This is a genomic window from Amycolatopsis sp. CA-161197 (genome assembly GCF_050942255.1).
Lineage (GTDB): Bacteria > Actinomycetota > Actinomycetes > Mycobacteriales > Pseudonocardiaceae > Amycolatopsis.
On sequence record NZ_CP192059.1, the window covers coordinates 9106793 to 9127588 of the forward strand.

The following is a 20796-nucleotide window of genomic DNA, read 5'->3' on the forward strand; positions in this document are numbered from 1 at the left end:
TCAGTTCCCTCCACTGGATTCACGCGGCACGTGGGCGACGGCCTGGATCTCGATGAGCAGGTGCGGGTGCGGCAGCTGGTGCACGGCGACCGTGGTGCGCGTCGGACCGTTCTCGTCGAAGTAGCGGCCGTAGACCTCGTTGTAGCCACCGAAGTCGTTCATGCTGACCAGGTAGCTGGTCACCTGCACGACGTCGTCGAGGCTCGCGCCGACGGAACCGAGGATGTCGTCGATGTTGTCCAGCACGGCGGCGGTCTGCACGCGGATGTCGAGCGTCGTAGTGCCGAACTCGTCGGCCTCGGCCCCGGCGAACGTGTTGTCCGGCAGGCGGCTGCTCGTGCCCGAGACGAACACGAGGTCGCCGGCGCGTTTCAGGTGCGGGAAGCGGCCGCGGGGTTTGGCCTTGTCCGCGAGCGTTTTGGCTTCGGTCATCGGGGTGCTCCCTGCGGTGCGACGGAGAAGCGGGCCCGGCCGAGGCCGGAGACGGTGGCGCTGACGTGGGTGCCGGCTTCGAGCGCCACCGCGGGGGTGGCCGCGCCGGCCAGCAGGACGGTGCCCGCGGCGAGCGGGAGGCCGTAGCGCTGAGCCATGCGGACGGCGGCGGGGATCGCGCGCAGCGGGTCGCCGAGGATGGCGGCGGTCGAGCCGGCGCCGGCGATGCGTCCGTCCACTTCGAACACCACGCCGCGGTTGTCGAGCCCGGCTGCGAGCGGCTGCCACTGCCCGAGGACGACGGCGGCGGCCGAGGTGTTGTCGGCGACCACGTCGGCCAGCGAGAACTTGAAGTCGCGGTAGCGGGAGTCGATCACCTCGATCGCCGGGGCGACCGCGTCCACGAGGTCCGGGCCGGGCACCTCGCCGGGCTCGACGTCGCGGCCGATCCGGAACGCGACCTCCGGCTCGGCACGCGGGTGGATGAGGGTGTTCAGGTCGAGCTCGTCGCCGTCGGCCAGGACCATGCCCGAGGTGAGGCGGCCGATGATGACGTCGTCGACCCCCATCTGCGCGGCCTTGGCCTTGCTGGTGAAGCCGAGCTTGACCCCGAAGTGGCGCTCGCCTCGGGCGAGGCGGCGTTCGACCAGCTCACGCTGCACGGCGTAGGCGTCGTCCAGCGACAGCTCGTGGTCCGTGGACAGCTGCGCACACGGCTTGCGGGTGGTGGCGGCTTCGTCGAGCCGCGTCGCGAACTCCTCGATCACGCCGGGGCCGCCTCTCGCGTGGCCACGAGGTCGAGCGCGACGTCGACCAGCATGTCTTCCTGGCCGCCGACGAGGCCGCGCTTGCCGGCTTCGAGCAGGATCGCGCGGACGTCGAGGTCGTAGCGGCCGGCGACGCGTTCGGCGTGGAGGAGGAAACTGGAGTAGACGCCGGCGTAGCCCAGCGTCAGCGTCTCGCGGTCCACCCGCACCGGCCGCGTCTGAAGTGGACGGACGAGGTCCTCGGCCGCGTCCTGCAGGCCGAACAGGTCGCAGCCGTGGTCCCAGCCGAGCAGGTCGGCGACGGCGACGAACGCTTCGATCGGCGTGTTGCCCGCGCCGGCACCTTGGCCGGCCAGGGAAGCGTCGACCCGGTAGGCACCGTGCTCGACCGCGGTGACGCTGTTGGCCACCGACAGCGACAGGTTCTCGTGGGCGTGGATGCCGGTCTGCGTGTCCGGGTCGAGGACCTCGCGGTACGCGTCGACCCGAGCGGCGACGTCGCTCATGGTCAGCCGCCCACCGGAGTCGGTGACGTACACGCAGTGCGCGCCCGCGTCTTCCATGATCTTCGCCTGCTTCGCCAGTTCCTCGGGCGAGTTCATGTGGCTCAGCATGAGGAACCCGGCGACGTCCATGCCGTTCTCCCGCGCCCAGCCGATGTGCTGGATCGCGATGTCGGCCTCGGTGCAGTGCGTGGCGATGCGGACGCTGGCGACGCCGAGGTCGCGTGCGGCCCGCAGGTCTTCGATCGTGCCGACGCCCGGGAGCAGCAGCGTCGTGAGCTTGGCGTTCTTCACCACCTCGGCGGCCGCGGCGATCCAGCCCGCGTCGGTGGCCGCGCCGTGGCCGTAGTTCACGCTGGACCCGGCCAGCCCGTCGCCGTGCGCGACCTCGATGGCCGCGACACCCGACGCGTCCAGCGCGGCGGCGATCGTGCGCACCTGCTCGACGCTGTAGCGGTGGGCGACGGCGTGCATGCCGTCGCGCAGCGTCACGTCCTGCACGTAGAGTTTCATCGAAGGGCTCCTTCCGCGGCGACCTGCACGAGCCGTTCCGCGGTCCGCAGGGCGGCCGAGGTCATGATGTCGAGGTTGCCGGCGTATTCCGGCAGGTAGTGCCCGGCGCCGGAGACCTCCAGGAACACCGCCACCTTCACCCCGCGGAACGCGCGCCCGAGCGCGGGCAGGAACGGCTCGTCCACCCGGTCGAACTGCACGCGCTGCTTGAGCCGGTAGCCCGGCACGTAGTCCTGCACCTGCGCGACCATGGCTTCGACGGACGCACTGACGGCGGCTTCGTCCACTTCGGACTCTTCCACGAGGCAGAACACCGTGTCCCGCATGGTGATGGGCGGGTCGGCCGGGTTGAGCACGATGATCGCCTTGCCGCGCCCGGCGCCGCCGACGGTTTCCAGTGCGCGCGCCGTGGTCTCGGTGAACTCGTCGATGTTCGCGCGGGTGCCGGGACCGGCGGACTTGGCGGCGATCGTCGCCACGATCTCCGCGTAGGCCACCGGCGCCACCGCGGAAACGGCGGCCACGACCGGGGTCGTCGCCTGGCCGCCGCAGGTGACCATGTTGACGTTGGGCGCGCCGAGGTGCTCGTCGAGGTTCACGGTCGGCACCACGTACGGCCCGATGGCCGCGGGCGTGAGGTCCACCAGCTGCTTGCCGTGGGCGCTGAGGACCTCGTTGTTGTGCCGGTGCGCGCCGGCCGACGTCGCGTCGAAGACCAGCCGGATGTCGGCGAACTCGGGCAGGGCGACGAGCCCGGCCACGCCTTCGTGCGACGTCGCGACCCCGAGCCGGCGCGCCCGCGCGAGCCCGTCGGAGGCGGCGTCGATGCCGACCATCGCCGCGACTTCGAGCTCGGTCGAAAGCCGTTTCACCTTGAACATCAGGTCGGTGCCGATGTTGCCCGACCCGATGATCGCCACCGGGGTGCTCATGCGCGTTTCCCTCCGTCCGGTCCGGCGGTGAACCCGACGCGGACCTCTCCGATGTCTTCGAACCGGGCCACGTAGCTCCCGGGCGCCGGCACGGCCACCATCGGTCCCCACGCGCCGGCCAGCACCACTTCCCCCGCCCGCAGCGGCTCTCCGCGGCGCGCGACCTCCTGCGCCAGCCACGCGACGGCGACGGCCGGTGAGCCGAGGCAGGCCGCGCCGAAGCCGGTCGAGATCGGCTCGCCGCCGTGCTCCAGCACCATGCCGAGCCCGGCGAGATCCACTTCGGACAGTTTCACCGGCCGCGTGCCCAGCACCAGAGCGCCGCTCGACGCGTTGTCCGCGACGGTGTCCGTGATCCGGATGTCCCAGCCGGCCACTCGCGAGTCGACGATCTCGATCGCCGGCAGCACGAACTCCGTGGCGCGCAGGACGTCGACGACCGTGGCGCCGTCGGACAGGTCCGCGCCGAGCACGAACGCGACTTCGCCTTCGACGCGCGGCTGGCAGAAGCGCTCGAGCGGGATCTCGGCGCGGTCGCCGAACACCATGTCGTCGAGCAGCACCCCGAAGTCCGGCCGGTCCACGCCGAGCTGGCGCTGCACGGCCTCCGACGTCAGCCCGATCTTGCGGCCGACCATCCGACGGCCGCTCGCGATCTTGTCCGAGATGATCCGGCGCTGCACCTCGTAGGCGGCGTCGATGTCGTCTTCGCCGAGGAACTCGCGCACCGGCTGCACGGGCGTCCGGTCCCGTTCGGCCCGCTGGAGGCGGGCGACGGCGGTGTCGATCGCCGCTGCGACCCGGGCGTTCACAGCGCCACGCACACGTTGGTCGGCTGGGTGTAGAAGTGCAGCGAGTGCACACCACCCTCGCGGCCGATGCCCGAAAGCCCGTTGCCGCCGAAGGGCGAGCGCAGGTCGCGCAGGTACCAGGTGTTGACCCACGACATGCCGACGCGCATGGCGCCCGCGACGCGGTGGGCGCGTTCGAGATTCGTGGTCCACACGGCCGCGGCGAGACCGTAGTCGCTGTCGTTGGCCAGGCGGATCGCCTCGTCCTCGGTGTCGAACGGCACGAGCGCCGCGACGGGGCCGAAGATCTCCTCGCGCAGCACGCGGTGGGTGTTGTCGAGCCCGGTCCACAGCGCGGGGCGCACCCAGGCGCCGCCGTCGAGATCGGGGCCGAGGTCCGGGATCCCGCCGCCGGCCAGGAGCTTCGCGCCTTCCTGCTCGGCGAGCTCGTAGTAGGAGAGGACTTTTTCGCGGTGCTGGCGGGAGATCAGCGGTCCCGTGGTGGTGCCCGGATCGTCGGGGCGGCCGAAGCGCAGGGCCTCGGCGCGTTCGGCGAGGCCGGCGGCGACCTCGTCGAAGATGCCGCGCTGCACGTAGATCCGCTCGGTGCACAGGCAGATCTGGCCGGTGTTGGTGAACGTCGAGCGGGCGAGGCCGTCGACGGTCTTGCCGAGGTCCGCGTCGTCGAACACCACGGCCGCGTTCTTGCCGCCGAGCTCGAACGACACCGGCAGCACGCGCGGCGCCACCGCCTGCATGATCGCCGAGCCCGTGCGGGATTCGCCGGTGAAGGTGACGCCGTCGATGCCCGGGTGGCTCGTGAGGAACTCGCCGGCCGAGCCGGGGCCGAAGCCGTGGACGACGTTGAACACGCCGTCGGGCGCGCCGGCCTCGGTGATGAGCTCGGCCAGCAGCGTCGCGCTCGAGGGCGTCTCCTCCGACGGCTTCACCACCACGGCGTTGCCCGCGGCCAGCGCCGGCGCGACCTTCCAGGTCAGCAGCAACAGCGGCAGGTTCCACGGCACGATCACCGCGACCACGCCGAGCGGCTTGCGCAGCGCGTAGTTCAGCGCGCGCCCGGCCGGGCCTTCGGTGAGGAACGAGTCGAGCCCGGCCGACGCGATCGTGTCGGCCGCGGCCCGGAAGTTGGCCGCGGCGCGCGAGACGTCGAGGCGGCGGGCCAGGTCGAGCGGTTTGCCGGTGTCGGCGACCTCGGCCGCGAGCAGGTCGTCGAACCGCTCGTCGATCCGGTCGGCGATCTTCCTGAGCACCCGCGCGCGCTCGGCGTCGGAGGTGCGGCCCCACGCGCCGTCGAGCGCGGCCCGGGCGGCGCGCACCGCGCGGTCGACCACCGCCTGGCCGGCTTCCTCGACCTGGGTGACGAGGGTCCCGTCGACCGGGCTGACCTTGTCGAACAGGTCACCACCGCTGTCGGTGAACCGCCCGTCCACGAAGCTCTTGAGCACCGTCATGTCCACCTTCCCGCGTGGCTGTGATCCCTGCTCATCGTCGCGACCTCCAGCTATGCCTGACAAATGCCAAAGCCTTAAGTTGATATGTGCATATGGCTATAGTCGCTCGGTATGACCCCTCGTGAGCTGCCGCGACTGCTCGACGGCCGGATGAAGTTCCGCCACCTGGTGCTGCTCGACGCCATCGCGCGGCGCGGCACGATCGTCGGCGCGGCCGCCGAGCTGCACGTGACCCAGCCCGTGGCGACGCGCGGGTTGCGGGAGCTGGAGGAGATCCTGGAGGTCGAGCTGTTCCAGCGGGGCCCGCGCGGCCTCACGCCGACCGTGTACGGCGAGGCCTTCACCGAGCACGCGCGCGCGATCCTCGCCCAGGCCCGCCAGGCCGCCCGCCACGTGGTGGAGCTGGCGGGCGCCGAACGCGGCACCGTGGTGGTGGGGACGCACCTGTTCGGCTCGAACGTGCTGCTCCCGAGGGCCATCGCGGCGTTGAAGGCCGAGCGGCCGAATCTCACCGTGGCCGTGCGAGACGGGACGCCCGAGTCACTGCTGGTGGAGCTGAGCGCGGGCCGGCTCGACCTGATCGTCGGGCGGCTCACGCAGATCTCCGACGAGGGCTTCCTGCGCCGCAAGCTCTACGACGAGTCCGTGGTCCTCGTGGTCCGCGCCGCGCACCCGCTGGCCGGTGCGAAGACCGTGGACCTCGCGACGGTCGCCGAGTACCCGTGGATCCTGCCCGGTCCGGAGACGGCCTTGCGGCGTGAGCTGGAGGAGCTGTTCCACAACAACGACGTGCTCCTGCCCGCCAACCGCGTCGAGGCGACCTCGTTCCTCACCGTGCGCCAGCTGCTGCGCGACACCGACGTCGTGGCCGCGCTGCCGCGCCTGATCACCGAGGAGGACCCCGGGATCGCGCGCCTGCCGCTGTCGCTCGAACCGATCGGCCACAGCGTCGGCATCACCATGCCCGCCGCCGGCACGCCCACTCCGTCGGCGAGCGCGCTCATCGACAAGCTCGTGGCCGAGGCCGTCCAGGTGACCCGCCGCTTCAGCCCTGCTTCGTGACCCGCGGACGCTGCTCGCCCAGGTCGTGATAGGCCGACTTGTGCCACACCAGCGGCTGCAGGTCCTCCCGCGACGTCGACCCGTAGTCCAACGACTCGCCCACGAAAATCGTGTGGTCCCCACCGTCGTACGCGGCCCACTTCCGGCACACGAACCACGCCAGCGCACCGCCCACTGTGGGACACCCGTGGTACACGTCCATCTCCACGTCCACCGCCACGCTCCACGGCTGCCGCGCGTAGAAATCGGCGATCGCCCCCTGGTCGTTCCCCAGGATGCTGAGCCCGAAGTGCCCATCCGTGCCCTGCAGCAACTGATGCATCCGCCCCGGCTTGTTCACACTCACCGCACACAACGGCGGATCCAACGACACCGACGCGAACGAACTCGCCGTCATCCCGTGCACCCCACCGTCCCCATCCACAACGGTCACCACCGACACACCACTGGGGAAGTGCCGCAACGCCCGCCGAAACTTCAACGCGTGCGGATCGGTGGGGGCGTAGGTGCTGCGCGGTGTTCCCACGGACGTCCTCCTCGACGTAAGCCGCTTCTGACCAGCGGTGATTGGTGCATCCATCGTCGCTGCCGGAGCCATACCCGTCCAATGCCGATCCGGGCGTCGGGCATGTCTGAACGGTCATACTCGCTTTGAGTCAGCGTCGGTGGCTGTGGCGCGTTTGCTGATCGTGCGCGGCATGTCGGGTGCTCGGCACCGGTTACGCCGTGGTCTTGGAGGGGATCTTCCCCGTTCGCGCGCTTCGGGGAGATGCTGCGGGATTTGGTCTCGGACCACGGTGGGCTGGTGTCGGTTTGTTTCTTTGCCGTGCCGTTCCCGGAGACTGCCCGTCGGCACGCGACTCTTCCTCAGGCTGTCGAGTTCACTCCGGAGGAGATGCTGGGGTGGCACCTGCCGGATGATCGACTGGGTGCTCCGCCCGCACCAGCCAGCCAGCCACCGAAACAACTCGGTGCGGGGCTTCTGCTTTTCCGTCCACCCAACTCAACCACCCGACAAAGCCGCCGATATCTCCGACTAACCTTCCCCCGGCCGGCCCCCGGCGAAGCACTTTCTCCTACGGGACTTGCTTTGTGTCAAGGTACTCTTTCCAGCCTTGACACAAAGCAAGTCCCGTAGAACCATTGAGCGCAGCGGGGGCTAGCCACATGTGCATGTCTTTCGTCTTTTGATCTTTTATCTTCTTCTTTAAAGATCAAAAGATTGGTTACGAGTAGCTCCCCGAAGTTCAATTGTCACGACGGCTCGGGGGGTTGGTTGAGGAGATGTTTGGGTTGGGTAAGCCCGCTGTCTGTCGGGGAGATGGGTTTGGCCGGCGGAAAGCGGGTGGTTCAGAAGAACCACGGCACCGGCTCATGACCCCGGTCCACCACGTCACTGAACCGCCCGCCGAGGAACCCCAGCGGTTCGCCGTCCCGTGAGCACACCTTCAGCACCTCGCCGATCACCACCTCGTGATCCCCAGCCGTCAACGCCCGGTGGACCGAGCACTCCAAGTGCACCAGGGCATCCGGAATCACCGGCACCGCATGTGCCCCCGTCTTCACCGGCAGGCCCGAGAAATGGTCCTCGCCGCGACGAGCGAAGCGAAGGGCGAGTTGCTCCTGCCGAGTGGACAGCACGTTCAGCGCGAAGCGGCCCGCCGAGACCGCCGCCTCGGTAGTGCGAGCACCAGTCGTCAAGCACACCAGCACCAAAGGCGGAGACAGGGACACCGAAGTAAGCGAATTCACCGTCATTCCATGGGGAACCCCGTCGAATACGGTGGTCACCACCGCGACTCCGGTGGCAAACCGGCCCATCGTCGTCCGCATGGCCAACGCGTCAACGGGGCCGGATCCGGGAGTGCAGTCGGGAGGCATGGTGGTCATGCGCGGTAACGGACCTCGAACGTGAGCACACCCTCCTCGGTGCGCCAGGGGCCGTGGGGCATGCCCGGGGGGCGGCAGGCGTACATGCCGGCGGTGAAGGTCTGCCCGAGGGTGAGGTCGGTGAACGAGCCCTCGAGGATGTAGACCTCCTCCCAGAAGTCGTGGGACTGGACGCCCATCGGGGAGGAGTCGGCGCCCGGGGCGTAGCGGAGGATGCGGGTGGCGACACCGGAGGCCGGGTCCGTGGACAGCACGCGTTCGGTGATGCGCGGGTCGTCGCCCTTGCAGATGGTGAAGTCCACGTCGGTCACGGGGAAGAACTCGCGTTCGGGTTTGCTCATTGGCTGTCCTCGGAGTAGCCGGCCAGGAAGCGGTCCACTTCGGACAGCGGGCCGTCGAAGCCGTAGTTGCGGAAGGAGTAGCCCTTCACCACGAAGGGCGCGCCGGCGTAGAAGAGTTCGTACTGGTGGTGGCGGCCGGCGAATTCGCTGCCGACGGCGTCCCACGCGAGTTTGAAGAGCTTGACGCGGTCGGCGGCCGGGGTGCCGGGGCTGTAGATGTAGCGGTCGATGTCCGCGCGGGTTTCCGGGGTGGTCATGTCGGCGACGCTGGAGGGGACCTGCAGCACGCCGCCGCCGACGAGGTCGCGGAGGATGGCCAGCACGCGGGGGTACAGCTCCGACTGCAGGCCCATGGCGCCGTACAGCGCGCGGCTGCCCGGGCGCCAGAGGCCGGCCGAGTCGGGCGAGGCCGTGTACTCGGCGGCCAGCACGGCAGACTCCACCAGGGACACCAGGCTGGCCAGCTCGCCGAGTTTCTCCACGACACCGGGGAACCTGTCGACACCGTTGACCGCCGCGACCTTGCGCGCCAGGCCGGCCAGGAACTGCAGCTTCACCGAGAACCGGATCTGCGCCTGCCAGTTGCCCAGCACGTGCGCGCCCGTCGCGAAGAACTGGTTGCGGACGCCGGCGACGTCGCGGTAGACGAACACGCGGTCCCACGGCACGAACACGTCGTCGAAGATCAGCAACGCGTCGGTCTCGTCGAAGCGCGTGGTGAGCGGGTAGTCGTAGTGACTCGTCGCGGCGGGCGCGTACGGGCGGCGGCAGTAGAGCTTGAGGCCCTCGGTGTCCACGGGCAGCACGAAGCTGAGCGCGAAATCCGTGTCCTCCGGCGTCAGCGGCTTGATGCACGACACGAGGATCTCGTCGGCGACCGGACCGCCCGTGGCCAGCATCTGCGCACCCCGCACCACGATGCCGTCGGCGCGCTCCTCGGCGACGCCGACCTGCACCAGATCGCCGTCCCACGCGCTCGCCGTGGTGGCGCGCGAAACCTGCGGCGGGATGATCGCGTACGACAGGTACAGATCCTCCTCGACGACACGCTTCTGGAACGCCGTCACGTTCGCCGCGTAGTCGCCGAACACGTCCGGGTGCGACGCGAACGCGGCGAGGAACGCGCCGACGTGGTCGGGACTGCGGCCCACCCAGCCGTGGGTGTGGCGCGCCCAGGTGGTGGCGGCCTCGCGGAACGCCGTGAGGTCCTCGCGGCTGCGCGGCGCGGTGAACAGCCGGTTCACCACGTCGCCGTCCGGGCCCGGCCGCGTCATGCCGGACGCGGGGTCGGCGGCGAGGTCGAACAGCTCCGACACGGTCTTCGCGATCGGCGCGAACGCCGGGTGCCGCGCCACACCGTCCACGCGCTTGCCGTCGAGGTAGACGCGCCGTCCGTCGTCGAGGGCGCTCAGGTACTGCGATCCGCTGCGCATCAAGCCTTCCTTCGCTGGGTTTCGTACACATGGGTCAGGGTTTCGCCGCCGGGCAGCCGCAGGTCGACGCGCCAGCGCGAACCAAAGACGAACTTCCCGCCGAGCAAGGAAAGCGTGCCGCAGAACAGCACGAGGTCACCGCCGTCGTCCAGCCCGGCCGGCATCCGGCCGAGCGTGTCCGAGGGGTGGCGCAGCGTCGCGACACTGCCGCTCTGATAAGCCGCAGAGTCCACACCGGACTCCACGACCAGGCCATCCCAGTCCACAACGGACAGGTCGGGCCCGATCTCCACCACCCGCGAGCCCAGCGGCTTCGGGCATGCGGCCTTGCTCTGCGCGATGTCGACACGTTCGAGCTCCCGGTCGGTGTGATCGGAGCCGACGCCGAGGTAGTACCGCCCGTCGTGACGGATCACCACGGGCTCGACCTCCCCCGACGTCGTCGCCGAACCCACCTCGACCAACGGTGAAGTGGTCAACAGTCCGGGCGAGAGCACGTAATACGCCGGCACACTCGCCGGCCGCGGCACGCCGATCGCCGCGAGCTCGGCGATGTGGTGCTCCACAGCGGCCTCGTCCTTCGCGGTGTAGCCCGCCACCACGATCCGCTCCGGCGCGATCACGAACGTCGCGCCGGAGCCGACCACCGTCAATTCGATCGTCACTTCACTCCTCAAAGGACGGTCAGTCCCGCCCCGCCTCGATGAACTTGCGCGCTGTCAGCTCGGGGTTCGCCAGCAGCACCTCGTGGCTGCCCTCCATGCCGACGAGCCGGAACATCACGAGCCGGTTGGACAGCCGCGGGTGCCGCCCCCACTCGCCCTGCGTGATGTCGTTGTCCTCGGACGGCGCCAAGTAGCTGAACGCCTGCGGCACCTTGTCCCAGCCCGTCATGTCCGCCGGGTCGGTGAAGGCGCTCCACGGCTGCGGGCGCAACACGTCGTACACGCGCTTCGCCTCCTCCGCCGAGGCATCGCTGTAGAACGCGTCGCGCCACACGGGGAACGGCAGCACCACGCCACCGTCGGTGCGTTCGTCGTAGCTCGCCTGCAGCGCGGCGACGAGGTGCGGCGGGATCTCGTCGACGAGCGCCCGGCCGTGCGCCGGCACGAAGGCGGCGAAGTAGACCAGCCGCCGCATCCGTTCGGGCAGCTCGATCGCCACGCGGGAGATCACGTACCCGCCCCAGCTGTGCCCGACCAGCACGACGTCGGTCAGGTCGTGCTCCCGGATGTAGTCGACGATCGGCTGCGCGGCGCCGCGCAGGTCGACGTGCTTGTCGTCGTTCTCGCCGAGGCCGCCGGCCGTCGGGGTGTGGACCTCGTGGCCCGCGTCCTCCAAGTGCTTGCGGACGGGGTCCCACAGTTCCCCGAAGTGCCACGCCCCGTGCACCAGTACGAATCGCATCCGCCGCTCCGTTCTCGCCGATGAGTGCGTACGGCACATGCTGCTGTCGGCGAGCGGGAAGGACTATCGGCGAAGCGACGCGCGAGCATCGGATTCGCGCAAACCGTCAGCGGCGGCCCAGCACGGCCGACGGCGTGACCCCGAAGCGCGCCTTGAACTGCGTGGCGAACTCGCCCAGGTGGAAGTAGCCGCATTCCGCCGCGACGCCCGTCACGGTCGTGGTCCCCGGCTCACCCGCCGCGAGCAGCCGGCGGGCCCGGTCGAGGCGCTGCCCCCGCAGCCACTGGCCGGGCGTCGTGTCGAGGTCCCGGCGGAACCCGGCCTGCAGGCTGCGCAGGCTCGTCCCGCTCTGCCGCGCGACCTCCGACAGGCTGATCGGCTCGGCGAGGTGGTCGAGCAGGTACTCCATCGCCCGCCGCACCTGCGCCGACGGCACCCGCGCGGGTTCGGCTTCCTCCTCGCGCAGCTGCGTGAGCAGGAACGACTCGATCACCAGCTCGCCCAGCTGCTGCCCGACCTCCGGCCGCGCGACGCTGGGCCCCAGCGTCGGCAGGCTGACCACGCTCTCCAGCAGCCGGTACAGGAACGCGGGCTGCTCCGGCAGCGACAGCGAGAGATCCACCGGCCCGACCGTCGCGACCCCGCGGATCCGGCGGGCCGTGCTCTCGACCCAGCGCCGGTCCATCCGCACGATCAGCTGGTCGAACGCGCTGTCGATGTCCAGCTTGAACTCCCGGTACGGCCCCACGATCGCGGGCTGCCCCGGCGCGAGCTCCGCGGTGTCGCGCCCGTAGGTGAACTTCGCGGACCCGGCGACGGGCAGCGTCAGCAGGAAGTTGTCCTCTTCGGGCACGGCGGGCGCGACCGTCACGTCGGCCCCGTAGCGCAGGCGGTTGAGCGAGATCGGGCCCGCCGAGAGGTGCTCCAACCGGGTCGCCAGCCGCGCCCGGCGCGAATGCACCACGAGCCGATGCGGCCGCAACGCCTGTGTACAGGCCTGCGTGACCTCGTCGGGATCACCGCTGGACGCGAGCACCTGCTGCGACACGTCGGCCAGGCCGGCCGCGAGCTGCGCTGCTGTCATGCCGCCTCCCGGTGCGTTGTCCCTCAGGACAACATCCCGGCTCGCCGTTGTCCAGCGGACCCGAGAAGCGGGCGCGGCGATGCCACCGTCACGAATCAGCGCGGCCGGACCGAGTGGCCGGACGGCACCGGCGCACCCGCGTCACTTAAGCCGAAACGACCTCGAGCTCCGCCGCGGCGATGTCGGCCGCACCGGCCGCGTTGGGGTGGAAGGCGTCGTTCATCAGGCCCGCGTCCGCGGCGGCGGCGTAGCTGCCCCAGCGGTCGAAGAGATCGAGCACCGGGACGCCGTGGGCATTGGCCACGGCGTACACGGCGTCGCGGTACGGCGACAGGTCGACCCAGTCCGGGTCGCCGGGGATCTGGGCCTCGAGGACGACGTCGCAGATGTTCTCCAGTGCGGACACCATCGTGTCGAGGTTGGCCGCGTACCGGTCCGGCGCGATGAACGTCTGCTCGTTGGCGTCGTTCGTCATCAGCGCGATCAGGGCGAGGTCCGGCGCCCACGCCACCACGTGGTTCAGAGCCGAATACGCCGCGCCACCGGCAACCCAGTCCTCGGTGGTCGACATCGAGATGCCGAAGTCGCCGATCGTGATGCCGTCGGCGGCTTCGAGCCCGATGCTGCCGACGCGCAGCTCACCGCCCTCGCCGGCCACGGTGACCGTGACGGTGTGGCGGCCGGCGGCCAGCTTGGGCAGCGCGACGAGGTGCGTCGCCAGGCCGGCCGCACCGCTGACCCGGATCGGGCCGGGCTCGCCATCGTCGAGCGCGATCGTGCACTCGCGCGAGTCCAGCGTGGTGATGACGCGGGCGAGGTAGTCGCCGGCCTCCGCGACGAAAGCGGTGAGCGAGACGGAGCCGCCGCTCGTCGCGGACGAGGCGAACGTGGTCAGCGCGCCGGGCGCGAACTCGGACCAGGACCCGGTGAACGTCAGCCGGGAATCGGCCGTCATGGTGCGCGGGTTCAGGATCACCGAGGCGCCCCGCACCGGGAAGCCCCGGGCCGCCAGCATGCCGCCCATCACCACCGGCGGCGACTGCGTGGCGGGTTGGAGTCCCTGACCGGCGCTGATGGAGTCGCCGATCTTCGCGTACCTGGCCGAACCGGTTCCGGCGACGGCGGCGGCCCGCTTCCAGCGCCAACGCCGGATCGAGGCCGCAGTCATCCCGGACAGCTGCCGGCCGTCGTCGGATCCACCGGGGTGCGCCGTGACCATCGTGCGAGCTCCTTCGTCGGGCGGAAGTCGACCCATAATCACATCCGCGCCGCCGCGCGGGTGTCCGATCCGTCACGTTGGTGATGCGAGTGCGCGCGTGATGCCCGCCCGTCACCGTTAGGGTCGGGGCGTGTTCGTGAAGATCTGCGGCCTGAAGACGGCGGCCGACGTGACGTGCGCGGTCGAAGCAGGAGCCGACGCCGTGGGGTTCCTGCTGTGCGAGAGCCCGCGGCAGGTCACCCGCGCCGAGGCGGCACAGCTCGCGGCCGATGTGCCCGGCGAGGTGCTCACGGTCGGGGTGTTCAAGGGTGTGGCCGTGCCGGAGATCCGCGACGCCGTGGCCGAGACCGGGATCCGGGCCGTCCAGCTGCACGGCTCCGGGTACTCGCCGGCCGACTTCGCGGCGTTGCGCGATCTGCCCGTGCGGCTGATCCGGGCCACGTCATTGCGCTCCGGAGAGGTCCCGGCCGTCGGCGAATACGGCGAAGACCTGCTCCTGCTCGACTCCCCCAACGCCGGCTCCGGCGAGACGTGGGACTGGTCGGCCAAGACGCCCGACGGCGACTGGCTGCTGGCCGGCGGCCTCACCCCGGACAACGTGGCCGAGGCCGTCGCCACCGTCCGCCCGTGGGGAGTGGACGTCTCCAGCGGCGTCGAGTCCTCCCGCGGTGTCAAGGACCAGGCGCTGATCCGCGCTTTCCTCAGCGCCGCAAGGAGTTCCTGACCGCGGACGACAGCGGGTGGGCGCCGATGACCACCCGCTGCCGGCGGATCAGTGGGTCATGAACTCGTCCAGGCGCAGCGCCCGGTTGACGATGCGGACGTCACCGATCCAGCCGTGGAACACGTTGTCGATCGCGCCGCCGTACTCGTGGCCGCCGAGCAGCCAAGTGAGGCCGAGCGAGGCGATGCCGACCGAGTCGGTGAACGGGTTGTCGGCCACCAGCGAGCTTTCGATGTACGCCTTGGTGTGGTGACCGTCGTTGACCACCGCGAGGTGCCACCACTGATCCTCGGGCATGCCGTGGCTCCAGTTGGTGGTCGGGTAGGTCTGGCTGAGCGGGTAGCAGTTGAACAGCAGTTCACGACCGTTGTTCGTGGTCATGAGCTGGGCCACCGGCTCCTTGGGGTCGGTGTTCTTGCCGTGCTTGCCCGCGTCGCCGGCCGCGCCGCGGCGGACCAGCACCGGCATGTTGCCGTTGTTGCCGCCGTCCCAGTCGCGCGGGATCTTCACGAACGTCTCGATCGTGTAGCCCTGCTTGAACGTCTCGGCGTTCAGCGCCGCCTTCGCCGCGGTGGTGAGGTACGCGCCGTGCAGCGGGTTCTTGCCGCCGACGAAGCGCAGGCTGGCGTGGCCCGGCTGGTCGGGGTGGTGGTCGTCGGACCAGGTCAGCGCACCGGGAACGGTGCCGGGCACCGAGGCCAGCGTGAGGTCGTTGCCGTTGCCGGACAGGTCCTTGACCTTCTGGGTCGTGGTGACCGGGCTGCCGGCGGCGGCGTGGTTGCCGTCGAAGCGCCAGTACGCGAGCGTGCCGGGCAGCAGGACCTTGTTGGCCCCGCGAGCCGCGCGCGTCTTCACCGGGATGAAGCCGGAGAAGCGCTGCTCGAAGTCGAACGGCATCGAGAACCGGTCGACGGCGGTGGTCAGCCGCGACTCCATGACCTCGAGGCGGTTGCGCTTCGCCGGGTCCTTCTCCAGGATCCACGGCGAGATCGTCTCGACGTCGATGGTGTTGCGCTCGAGGTCGAAGTGGTACAGGCGCAGCATGCCGCCACCGCTCATGTAGCGGTTCTGGTAGTTCGTGATGTGCAGGTGCACGTCGTTGCCGGCCGTGTTCTTCTTCGTGATGCGGCCCGAGGGCCAGTAGTGGCCGTTGAGCGTGAGGAAGATCTGGTCGTTGTCCTTGATCAGCGAGTTCCACACCGTCTGGCCGTAGTCGGTGATCTCGGCGTTGTTCTCGGGGTCGCCCGACTCGTACGGGTACACCTCGTCGCCGTAGGTCGGCGCGACGATCTCGTGGCAGGTCAGGATCACCGGCATCTTCGGGTGCGCCTTGATGACCTGGTTCGCCCACGCGAACCCGGCGGCCGACGTACGCCAGTCCATGGCCAGCAGCAACCAGTCACGCCCGGCCGCGTGGAACGTGTGCGCGGTGTTGTAGCCGCTCGCGTCCGAGCCGACGAACGACTTCTGGCCCTTGAAGCGCTGCGGGCCCATCGCCTGCAGGTACGGCGTGTTGCCGCGGGTGTCGTCCCCGGACACGTCGTGGTTGCCGGCGAGCACGCTGTAGGCGACGTTCGCCTTGTCGAGGATCTTGAACGTCTTGTCCACGGCCTGGAAAGACGTGACGTCGGCGTCCTGCGTGACGTCACCGAGGTGCGCCATGAACACGATGTTGTTGTTCGGCGTGCCGCTGTTCTCGATCACGTACCGGAACGAGGCTTCCTGCGGCTCCGGGTTGATGCTGTTCTGGCTGCCCCAGTAGAGGTACTGGGTGTCCGGCATCACGGCGACGGTGAACTGGAGGCTCTCGCCGTCCGGGTTCCATCTGCCGGTGCCTCTGTTGGCGGTGTTCGCGGTGTCGGCCTGGGCCGGTGCGACACCGAGCGCACCCAGCGCCGTGGCGCCGACGCCGGCGAGTCCCGCGTTGCGCAGGAAGGACCGTCGGTTCGGGCCCACCTGGTTTTCGCGCATGGTCTACCCCATTCAGGTTTCCAGGGAGAATTCTTCAGCGCCCCGGACGCTATTCACGGCTGTTTGAGCCAACACGAACACCAGGTGGCCTGTTCACGTCGGCTCCCTTACGTCGCGCGCCCTTGAGACGCAGGTCACGGCCGGTGGGCCTGGCGGGCAACGGGTCTGCCCTTTCGTTTTCGACAATTCCTGTCTCGTCCGGGGGCATTTCCCGCCGGCTGTCACGAATCGCGACTGTGCGTGGTCTACCGGGTACTCGTTTCGATCACCTCCGGTGGAAGGGGTCCCCCTCGTGCCGGCGTCCCTGTCCTGGCTGCTGACGGCCGCGTTCGCCGCGCTGGCGTGGGTGCCACTGGCGGAGCTCTGGCGTGGGCTTCCTGCTGCTCCGGCGGAGGTCACTGGGCGGCGCGAGTCTCCAGTGGATGTCCACGGTGGTCAGGCGTTGTCGTGTGGCGTGGGTTCATCGTTGCCCGCCAACACTGTGGGGCCGTCGTCGCCCGCCGACACTGAGGGCTCGCCGTTGCCTGCCAACGCCGGCGGCTCGGCGTCGCCCGCCATCGCCGCGGGCCTGCCGTTGCCCGCCAACGCCGGCGGCTCGCCGTTGCCCGCCAACGCCTCGTCGTCGCACCGGCCGCCGACCCGCTCCGACTCCGTGGCCGAACTCGTCCTCTGCTCCGCGATGATCGCCATGACCTGTCCCGTCGGCGCCCCCATCCCCGCCGCCGGCTGGCAGGCCGTGCTCCTGCTCACCCTGGGCTGGTTCCTCACGACCCGCCGCCTCCACCACGTCGCCCCCATCACGACGATGCTGTTCATGCTCACCGCCATGCCACATCCCGCACACGACCACGGCCCGTGGCTCACCATGCCCACCATGGGCCACGGCTGGTGGACCCCCATCACCTTCGCCGCGGCCGCGTGGTTCCTCCTCGAAGCCGCCCACACGGTCCCCGCGTGGCGCACGGACCCAACCCACGCGTTGTCCCGCGCGGGCATGAGCCTCGGAATGGCTTGCGCGCTCGTCGCGTCCGGCTGAGACGGCGATCTCGGCGTAAACCTGTTCCTGTGCCCGTAATGCGAGCACTCGTGCTCTCTGCAACTCGACGGCTGACCGCGCAGTGGACCGCCCACTCCGTCCGGCGGAGCACGATGGCCGCCAAAGCCCGCGCGATCGCTGCGGTTTCGTCCATGAAGGCACGCCGGGCCGGCCAGTACCACGGCGTGACGGAGCAGTTCGAGACCTTTTGGTCACCTTCCGTCGACGTTTCCTGACCCGCGACACCGCCTCAACCGCACCGGGAGTTTCCCCGACAGTTTCGGTGCCTGCATTTCCCCGACCATTCGATGCTACGATCACAAACGATCGCCACATTCGTGCGCCTGGTCACGGTCAGCATGCACGCCAATTTCAAAGGAGCACTCATGGCCCAGAAGGTTCTCGTCGAAATGCTGGACGACATCGACGGCAGCCCGGCCACCCAGACAGTCCCCTTCGGACTCGACGGTGTCAGCTACGAGATCGACCTGTCCGACGACAACGCCGCCGCGCTGCGCGATGAGCTCGCGCGCTACATCGGTGCGGCCCGCAAGACCGGCGGCCGCAAGGTGCGCGTCGCCGCGGGGCAGCCGACGGCGGCCACCCCGGCCGACCGCGAGCGCTCGCGCACGATCCGCGCGTGGGCCAACGAAAACGGCTACCAGATCTCCGAGCGCGGCCGCATCCCGTCCGACGTCGTGAGTGCCTACGAGCAGGCCGAGCTCGAAGCCGCCAAGCCCTCGGCGCCGGCCCGCAAGCGCCCGGCGCGCAAGAAGGTCGCCGCCGCCAAGAAGTAGTACGGCGAGCCCGCTGACCGAGGTGCCGGCTCGTTGACAACGGACCCCCCGTTCGTCAACGAGCCGGCGCCAGTCGGTCCACAGTGGATCGCCACCCCCGCGACGGTTTCCGCCGAACCGGTACCGATCGCGTAAACAAGATCCGAACTCGCACAGTTCCACCTCAGCCCGGTCGATCAAGCGCGACGACGTTCCACCCACCGGAACCAGCCCCGCGCCCCGCCATCACCAGCTGCCCGAACGTGTCCGGCGTGCCCCTTCCGCCGACGTTTGCACAGCCCCCGATCCCCCCGCGCCCCGCGAATCGCAACAACTCCGACGCCGACGTGGCGCAGTTGTGCCCTGGTGGCCGGTGTGCCGCCGTGGGACACTTCACCGATCGTTCCCATGGTGCCGCACCGGTGCCGCCGGCTCTGGACCCAAGCAGGTGGGACACCACGCCCGAGTTGTCCGGAGGTGTCGGGTAATGCACGCCGATCGGTCGCCGCAGGGGCGGACCGGCGTGCTGCTCATCGGCACCCGCGGGCCGGAAGGCCCCGGTGAGGTCCTGGTCCGGATCCGCGGCGGCACCGAGACCTACCGGGCCTACTCCGAGGTGCCGCTCGCGAAGGGCACGACCGTGCTCGTCGTCGAATCCCTCCCCCATCGTGCCGTCGAGGTCATCGCCTGGACGGATCCCTTCACCAGCAGCTAGGAGAACGACGATGTTCGGTTACCGCGTGCCCGCACCCGACGAGGCGATGCTCATTTCCGGTGGCAAGAGCAGCGGCACGGGAGAGACGCCGTTCCGGGTGGTCACCGGGCACGGCGCGTTCGTCATGCCGTTCTTCCGGAAAGTGCGGTTCCTGACGCTCAGTATGTCCGAAGCCGAGGTGTCCGAAACCTGCGTGACCAAGCAGGCCATCGCGCTCAACGTCCGCGCGGTCATCGCGTTCAAGGTCGGCAACGACACCGAGAGCATCGTCAACGCCGGCCAGCGGTTCCTGTCCGACCAGCAGCAGATGTCGGTCCTGACCGGCCGTATCTTCGCCGGTCACCTGCGTTCGATCGTCGGCTCGATGACCGTGGAGGAGATCGTCACCGAGCGCCAGAAGCTCGCGACCGAGGTCCTCGACGGATCGGCCGCGGAAATGGCGAAAATCGGCCTGACCATCGATTCCCTGCAGATCCAGTCGATCGACGACATGAAACTCGGCTACATCGCCGCCATGGCCGCACCGCACAACGCGGCCATCCAGCGCGAGGCCCAGATCGCCCAGGCCCGCGCGGACCAGGCCGCGGCCGAGGCGGAGCAGGAATCGCAACGGCGGCAGGCGGAGTACGCACGGCAGACCTCCGTCGTGCAGGCGCAGTACAAGGCCGAAGTCGATAAAGCTCAGGCCGAAGCCGCGCAGGCCGGTCCGCTGGCCCAGGCCATGGCCCAACGCGAGGTGATCGACGCCAGGACCGAACTGGCACAACGGGAAGCGCTGCTGCGCCAGCAACAACTGGTTGCCGAGGTCGTCAAACCCGCCGAGGCCCGCGCCGAACAGGTCCGCATCATGGCCCGCGCCGACGCCGAGGCCACGGAGGTCACGGCCGCCGCCGCCGCGTCCCACAACCGCGTCGCCCTCGACCGGCTCCTCATCGAGCAGCTGCCCCAGATCGTGAAGGAAGCCGCCGCGGGCCTCAGCGGCGCGAACGTCACCGTCCTCAATGGAGCCGACGGCCTCGGCCAGGTCGCGGCCGGCCTCGTCGGCCAGGGCCTGGCCATCCTCGATTCCGTGAAGAAGACCGTCACCGACTCCGGCACGCCCCAGCCTGCACCGGACAACGGCCCCGCGGAACGCGAGAACAACCACGCCGTCACGAGCTGACGCACGAGCACGCGTTCTGACAATTTTCGTGGCCTGGCCCGATTCTCGAAGAGCCAGGCCACGAAACGCCCCTCACGCCCAAGTCCGCGTCACCCGGCTCCGTGCCGAATGCCCACCGGCCGCCTCGCGTCTATGCTTCCCGGATGCCGCAGTACCGGATTTCCGAGGCAGCGAGGCTGCTGGGCGTGAGTGACGACACGATCCGGCGCCACATCGACGCCGGGGCGCTCACCGCGACCAAGGATCGGGGCAAGCGGTCCGTGATCGACGGTGGGGAGCTGGCGAAGTTCGCTCGCAGCCAGGGCGACTCCGCTCCCGACCCGACTGCCGTGGGGAGTTCGGCGCGCAACCGGCTGGTCGGGCTGGTCACCTCGATCGTCGCCGACAACGTCATGGCGCAAGTCGAGATCCAGTGCGGCCGGGACCGCGTGGTTTCCTTGATGAGCACCGAGGCGGTGCGGGAACTTCGCCTCGAGCCGGGTTCGGTGGCTGTCGCGGTGATCAAGGCGACCACCGTGGTCGTCGAAACTCCGAACACCTGATCGGCCAGGCACCGGACGGATTCC

22 protein-coding genes are annotated in these 20796 nt (G+C 69.8%); 7 read left to right on the forward strand and 15 right to left on the reverse strand.

The window, feature by feature from the left end:
* Genes ACQPXB_RS43070 through ACQPXB_RS43095 form a run of 6 tightly spaced genes read right to left on the reverse strand, consistent with a single transcriptional unit; the run spans window position 1 to window position 5410 of the window.
* Window positions 1–432 carry a RidA family protein gene (locus ACQPXB_RS43070; RefSeq protein ID WP_366588449.1) on the reverse strand — a complete coding sequence of 144 codons (432 nt, stop codon included), beginning with the start codon at window positions 430–432 and terminating at the stop codon, window positions 1–3.
* Window positions 429–1199 (reverse strand): 2-keto-4-pentenoate hydratase, encoded by a 771-nt coding sequence (locus tag ACQPXB_RS43075; protein WP_432847664.1) that lies wholly within the window; start codon window positions 1197–1199, stop codon window positions 429–431. The genes ACQPXB_RS43070 and ACQPXB_RS43075 overlap by 4 nt, the downstream gene beginning before the upstream one ends.
* Window positions 1196–2215, reverse strand: coding sequence for a 4-hydroxy-2-oxovalerate aldolase (dmpG, locus tag ACQPXB_RS43080; RefSeq protein WP_432847666.1), 1020 nt, complete (start codon window positions 2213–2215; stop codon window positions 1196–1198). Before dmpG ends, ACQPXB_RS43075 begins: the two co-directional genes overlap by 4 nt.
* Window positions 2212–3147 carry an acetaldehyde dehydrogenase (acetylating) gene (locus tag ACQPXB_RS43085; protein ID WP_386953965.1) on the reverse strand — a complete coding sequence of 312 codons (936 nt, stop codon included), beginning with the start codon at window positions 3145–3147 and terminating at the stop codon, window positions 2212–2214. The genes dmpG and ACQPXB_RS43085 overlap by 4 nt, the downstream gene beginning before the upstream one ends.
* Window positions 3144–3959: a 2-keto-4-pentenoate hydratase gene (locus tag ACQPXB_RS43090; protein ID WP_432847668.1), complete on the reverse strand. Its 816-nt coding sequence runs from the start codon at window positions 3957–3959 to the stop codon at window positions 3144–3146. The genes ACQPXB_RS43085 and ACQPXB_RS43090 overlap by 4 nt, the downstream gene beginning before the upstream one ends.
* Window positions 3956–5410: a 2-hydroxymuconic semialdehyde dehydrogenase gene (locus tag ACQPXB_RS43095; protein WP_432847670.1), complete on the reverse strand. Its 1455-nt coding sequence runs from the start codon at window positions 5408–5410 to the stop codon at window positions 3956–3958. The genes ACQPXB_RS43090 and ACQPXB_RS43095 overlap by 4 nt, the downstream gene beginning before the upstream one ends.
* A 111-nt stretch (window positions 5411–5521) precedes the next feature.
* On the opposite strand from ACQPXB_RS43095, the gene ACQPXB_RS43100 reads away from it, so the two are divergent.
* The gene (locus ACQPXB_RS43100; RefSeq protein ID WP_366585721.1) at window positions 5522–6472 is read left to right on the forward strand and encodes a LysR substrate-binding domain-containing protein; all 951 of its coding nucleotides are present in this window, start codon (window positions 5522–5524) and stop codon (window positions 6470–6472) included.
* On the opposite strand, the gene ACQPXB_RS43105 is transcribed toward ACQPXB_RS43100, so the two are convergent.
* The 8 genes from ACQPXB_RS43105 to ACQPXB_RS43140 all read right to left on the reverse strand — a co-directional run bounded on the left by ACQPXB_RS43105 (window position 6456) and on the right by ACQPXB_RS43140 (window position 13846).
* Window positions 6456–6998, reverse strand: coding sequence for a flavin reductase family protein (locus ACQPXB_RS43105; protein ID WP_366585719.1), 543 nt, complete (start codon window positions 6996–6998; stop codon window positions 6456–6458). The two genes, ACQPXB_RS43100 and ACQPXB_RS43105, sit on opposite strands and share 17 nt — an antisense overlap.
* Window positions 6999–7822: 824 nt before the next feature.
* On the reverse strand, window positions 7823–8362 hold the full coding sequence (locus ACQPXB_RS43110; protein ID WP_432847673.1) for a flavin reductase family protein: 540 nt from the start codon (window positions 8360–8362) through the stop codon (window positions 7823–7825).
* The gene (locus ACQPXB_RS43115; protein ID WP_432847675.1) at window positions 8359–8703 is read right to left on the reverse strand and encodes a cupin domain-containing protein; all 345 of its coding nucleotides are present in this window, start codon (window positions 8701–8703) and stop codon (window positions 8359–8361) included. The genes ACQPXB_RS43110 and ACQPXB_RS43115 overlap by 4 nt, the downstream gene beginning before the upstream one ends.
* Window positions 8700–10136 (reverse strand): 4-hydroxyphenylacetate 3-hydroxylase family protein, encoded by a 1437-nt coding sequence (locus ACQPXB_RS43120; RefSeq protein WP_432847677.1) that lies wholly within the window; start codon window positions 10134–10136, stop codon window positions 8700–8702. The genes ACQPXB_RS43115 and ACQPXB_RS43120 overlap by 4 nt, the downstream gene beginning before the upstream one ends.
* Window positions 10136–10801, reverse strand: coding sequence for a DUF2848 family protein (locus tag ACQPXB_RS43125; protein ID WP_386953950.1), 666 nt, complete (start codon window positions 10799–10801; stop codon window positions 10136–10138). The genes ACQPXB_RS43120 and ACQPXB_RS43125 overlap by 1 nt, the downstream gene beginning before the upstream one ends.
* Window positions 10802–10820: 19 nt before the next feature.
* Window positions 10821–11543 (reverse strand): alpha/beta fold hydrolase, encoded by a 723-nt coding sequence (locus tag ACQPXB_RS43130; protein ID WP_432847679.1) that lies wholly within the window; start codon window positions 11541–11543, stop codon window positions 10821–10823.
* Between the two features lie 106 nt (window positions 11544–11649).
* Window positions 11650–12627: a helix-turn-helix domain-containing protein gene (locus tag ACQPXB_RS43135; RefSeq protein ID WP_432847681.1), complete on the reverse strand. Its 978-nt coding sequence runs from the start codon at window positions 12625–12627 to the stop codon at window positions 11650–11652.
* Window positions 12628–12772: 145 nt separating this feature from the next.
* Window positions 12773–13846, reverse strand: a complete 1074-nt coding sequence (locus tag ACQPXB_RS43140) for an SGNH/GDSL hydrolase family protein (RefSeq protein WP_432847683.1) — start codon at window positions 13844–13846, stop codon at window positions 12773–12775.
* Between the two features lie 130 nt (window positions 13847–13976).
* Here ACQPXB_RS43140 and ACQPXB_RS43145 point away from each other — a divergent pair, with 130 nt between their 5' ends.
* Entirely contained in the window at window positions 13977–14570 is a 594-nt protein-coding gene (locus ACQPXB_RS43145) for a phosphoribosylanthranilate isomerase (protein WP_432847685.1), read from the forward strand.
* Between the two features lie 48 nt (window positions 14571–14618).
* Here ACQPXB_RS43145 and ACQPXB_RS43150 read toward each other — a convergent pair whose 3' ends face one another.
* Window positions 14619–16541, reverse strand: coding sequence for a LamG-like jellyroll fold domain-containing protein (locus tag ACQPXB_RS43150; protein WP_432847686.1), 1923 nt, complete (start codon window positions 16539–16541; stop codon window positions 14619–14621).
* A gap of 292 nt (window positions 16542–16833) precedes the next feature.
* Between ACQPXB_RS43150 and ACQPXB_RS43155 the strand changes: the two genes are divergently transcribed.
* The 5 genes from ACQPXB_RS43155 (at window position 16834) to ACQPXB_RS43175 (ending at window position 20772) form a co-directional block, all read left to right on the forward strand.
* Window positions 16834–17577, forward strand: coding sequence for a DUF5134 domain-containing protein (locus ACQPXB_RS43155; RefSeq protein ID WP_432847688.1), 744 nt, complete (start codon window positions 16834–16836; stop codon window positions 17575–17577).
* A 386-nt stretch (window positions 17578–17963) separates the two neighbouring features.
* Window positions 17964–18374 (forward strand): histone-like nucleoid-structuring protein Lsr2, encoded by a 411-nt coding sequence (locus ACQPXB_RS43160; protein ID WP_360594053.1) that lies wholly within the window; start codon window positions 17964–17966, stop codon window positions 18372–18374.
* 466 nt (window positions 18375–18840) lie between these two features.
* Window positions 18841–19068 (forward strand): hypothetical protein, encoded by a 228-nt coding sequence (locus ACQPXB_RS43165; RefSeq protein WP_366585693.1) that lies wholly within the window; start codon window positions 18841–18843, stop codon window positions 19066–19068.
* A gap of 10 nt (window positions 19069–19078) precedes the next feature.
* Window positions 19079–20230, forward strand: coding sequence for an SPFH domain-containing protein (locus ACQPXB_RS43170; protein ID WP_432847690.1), 1152 nt, complete (start codon window positions 19079–19081; stop codon window positions 20228–20230).
* Window positions 20231–20373: 143 nt separating this feature from the next.
* Window positions 20374–20772 (forward strand): TOBE domain-containing protein, encoded by a 399-nt coding sequence (locus ACQPXB_RS43175; RefSeq protein WP_366585689.1) that lies wholly within the window; start codon window positions 20374–20376, stop codon window positions 20770–20772.
* Window positions 20773–20796: the final 24 nt, after the last annotated feature.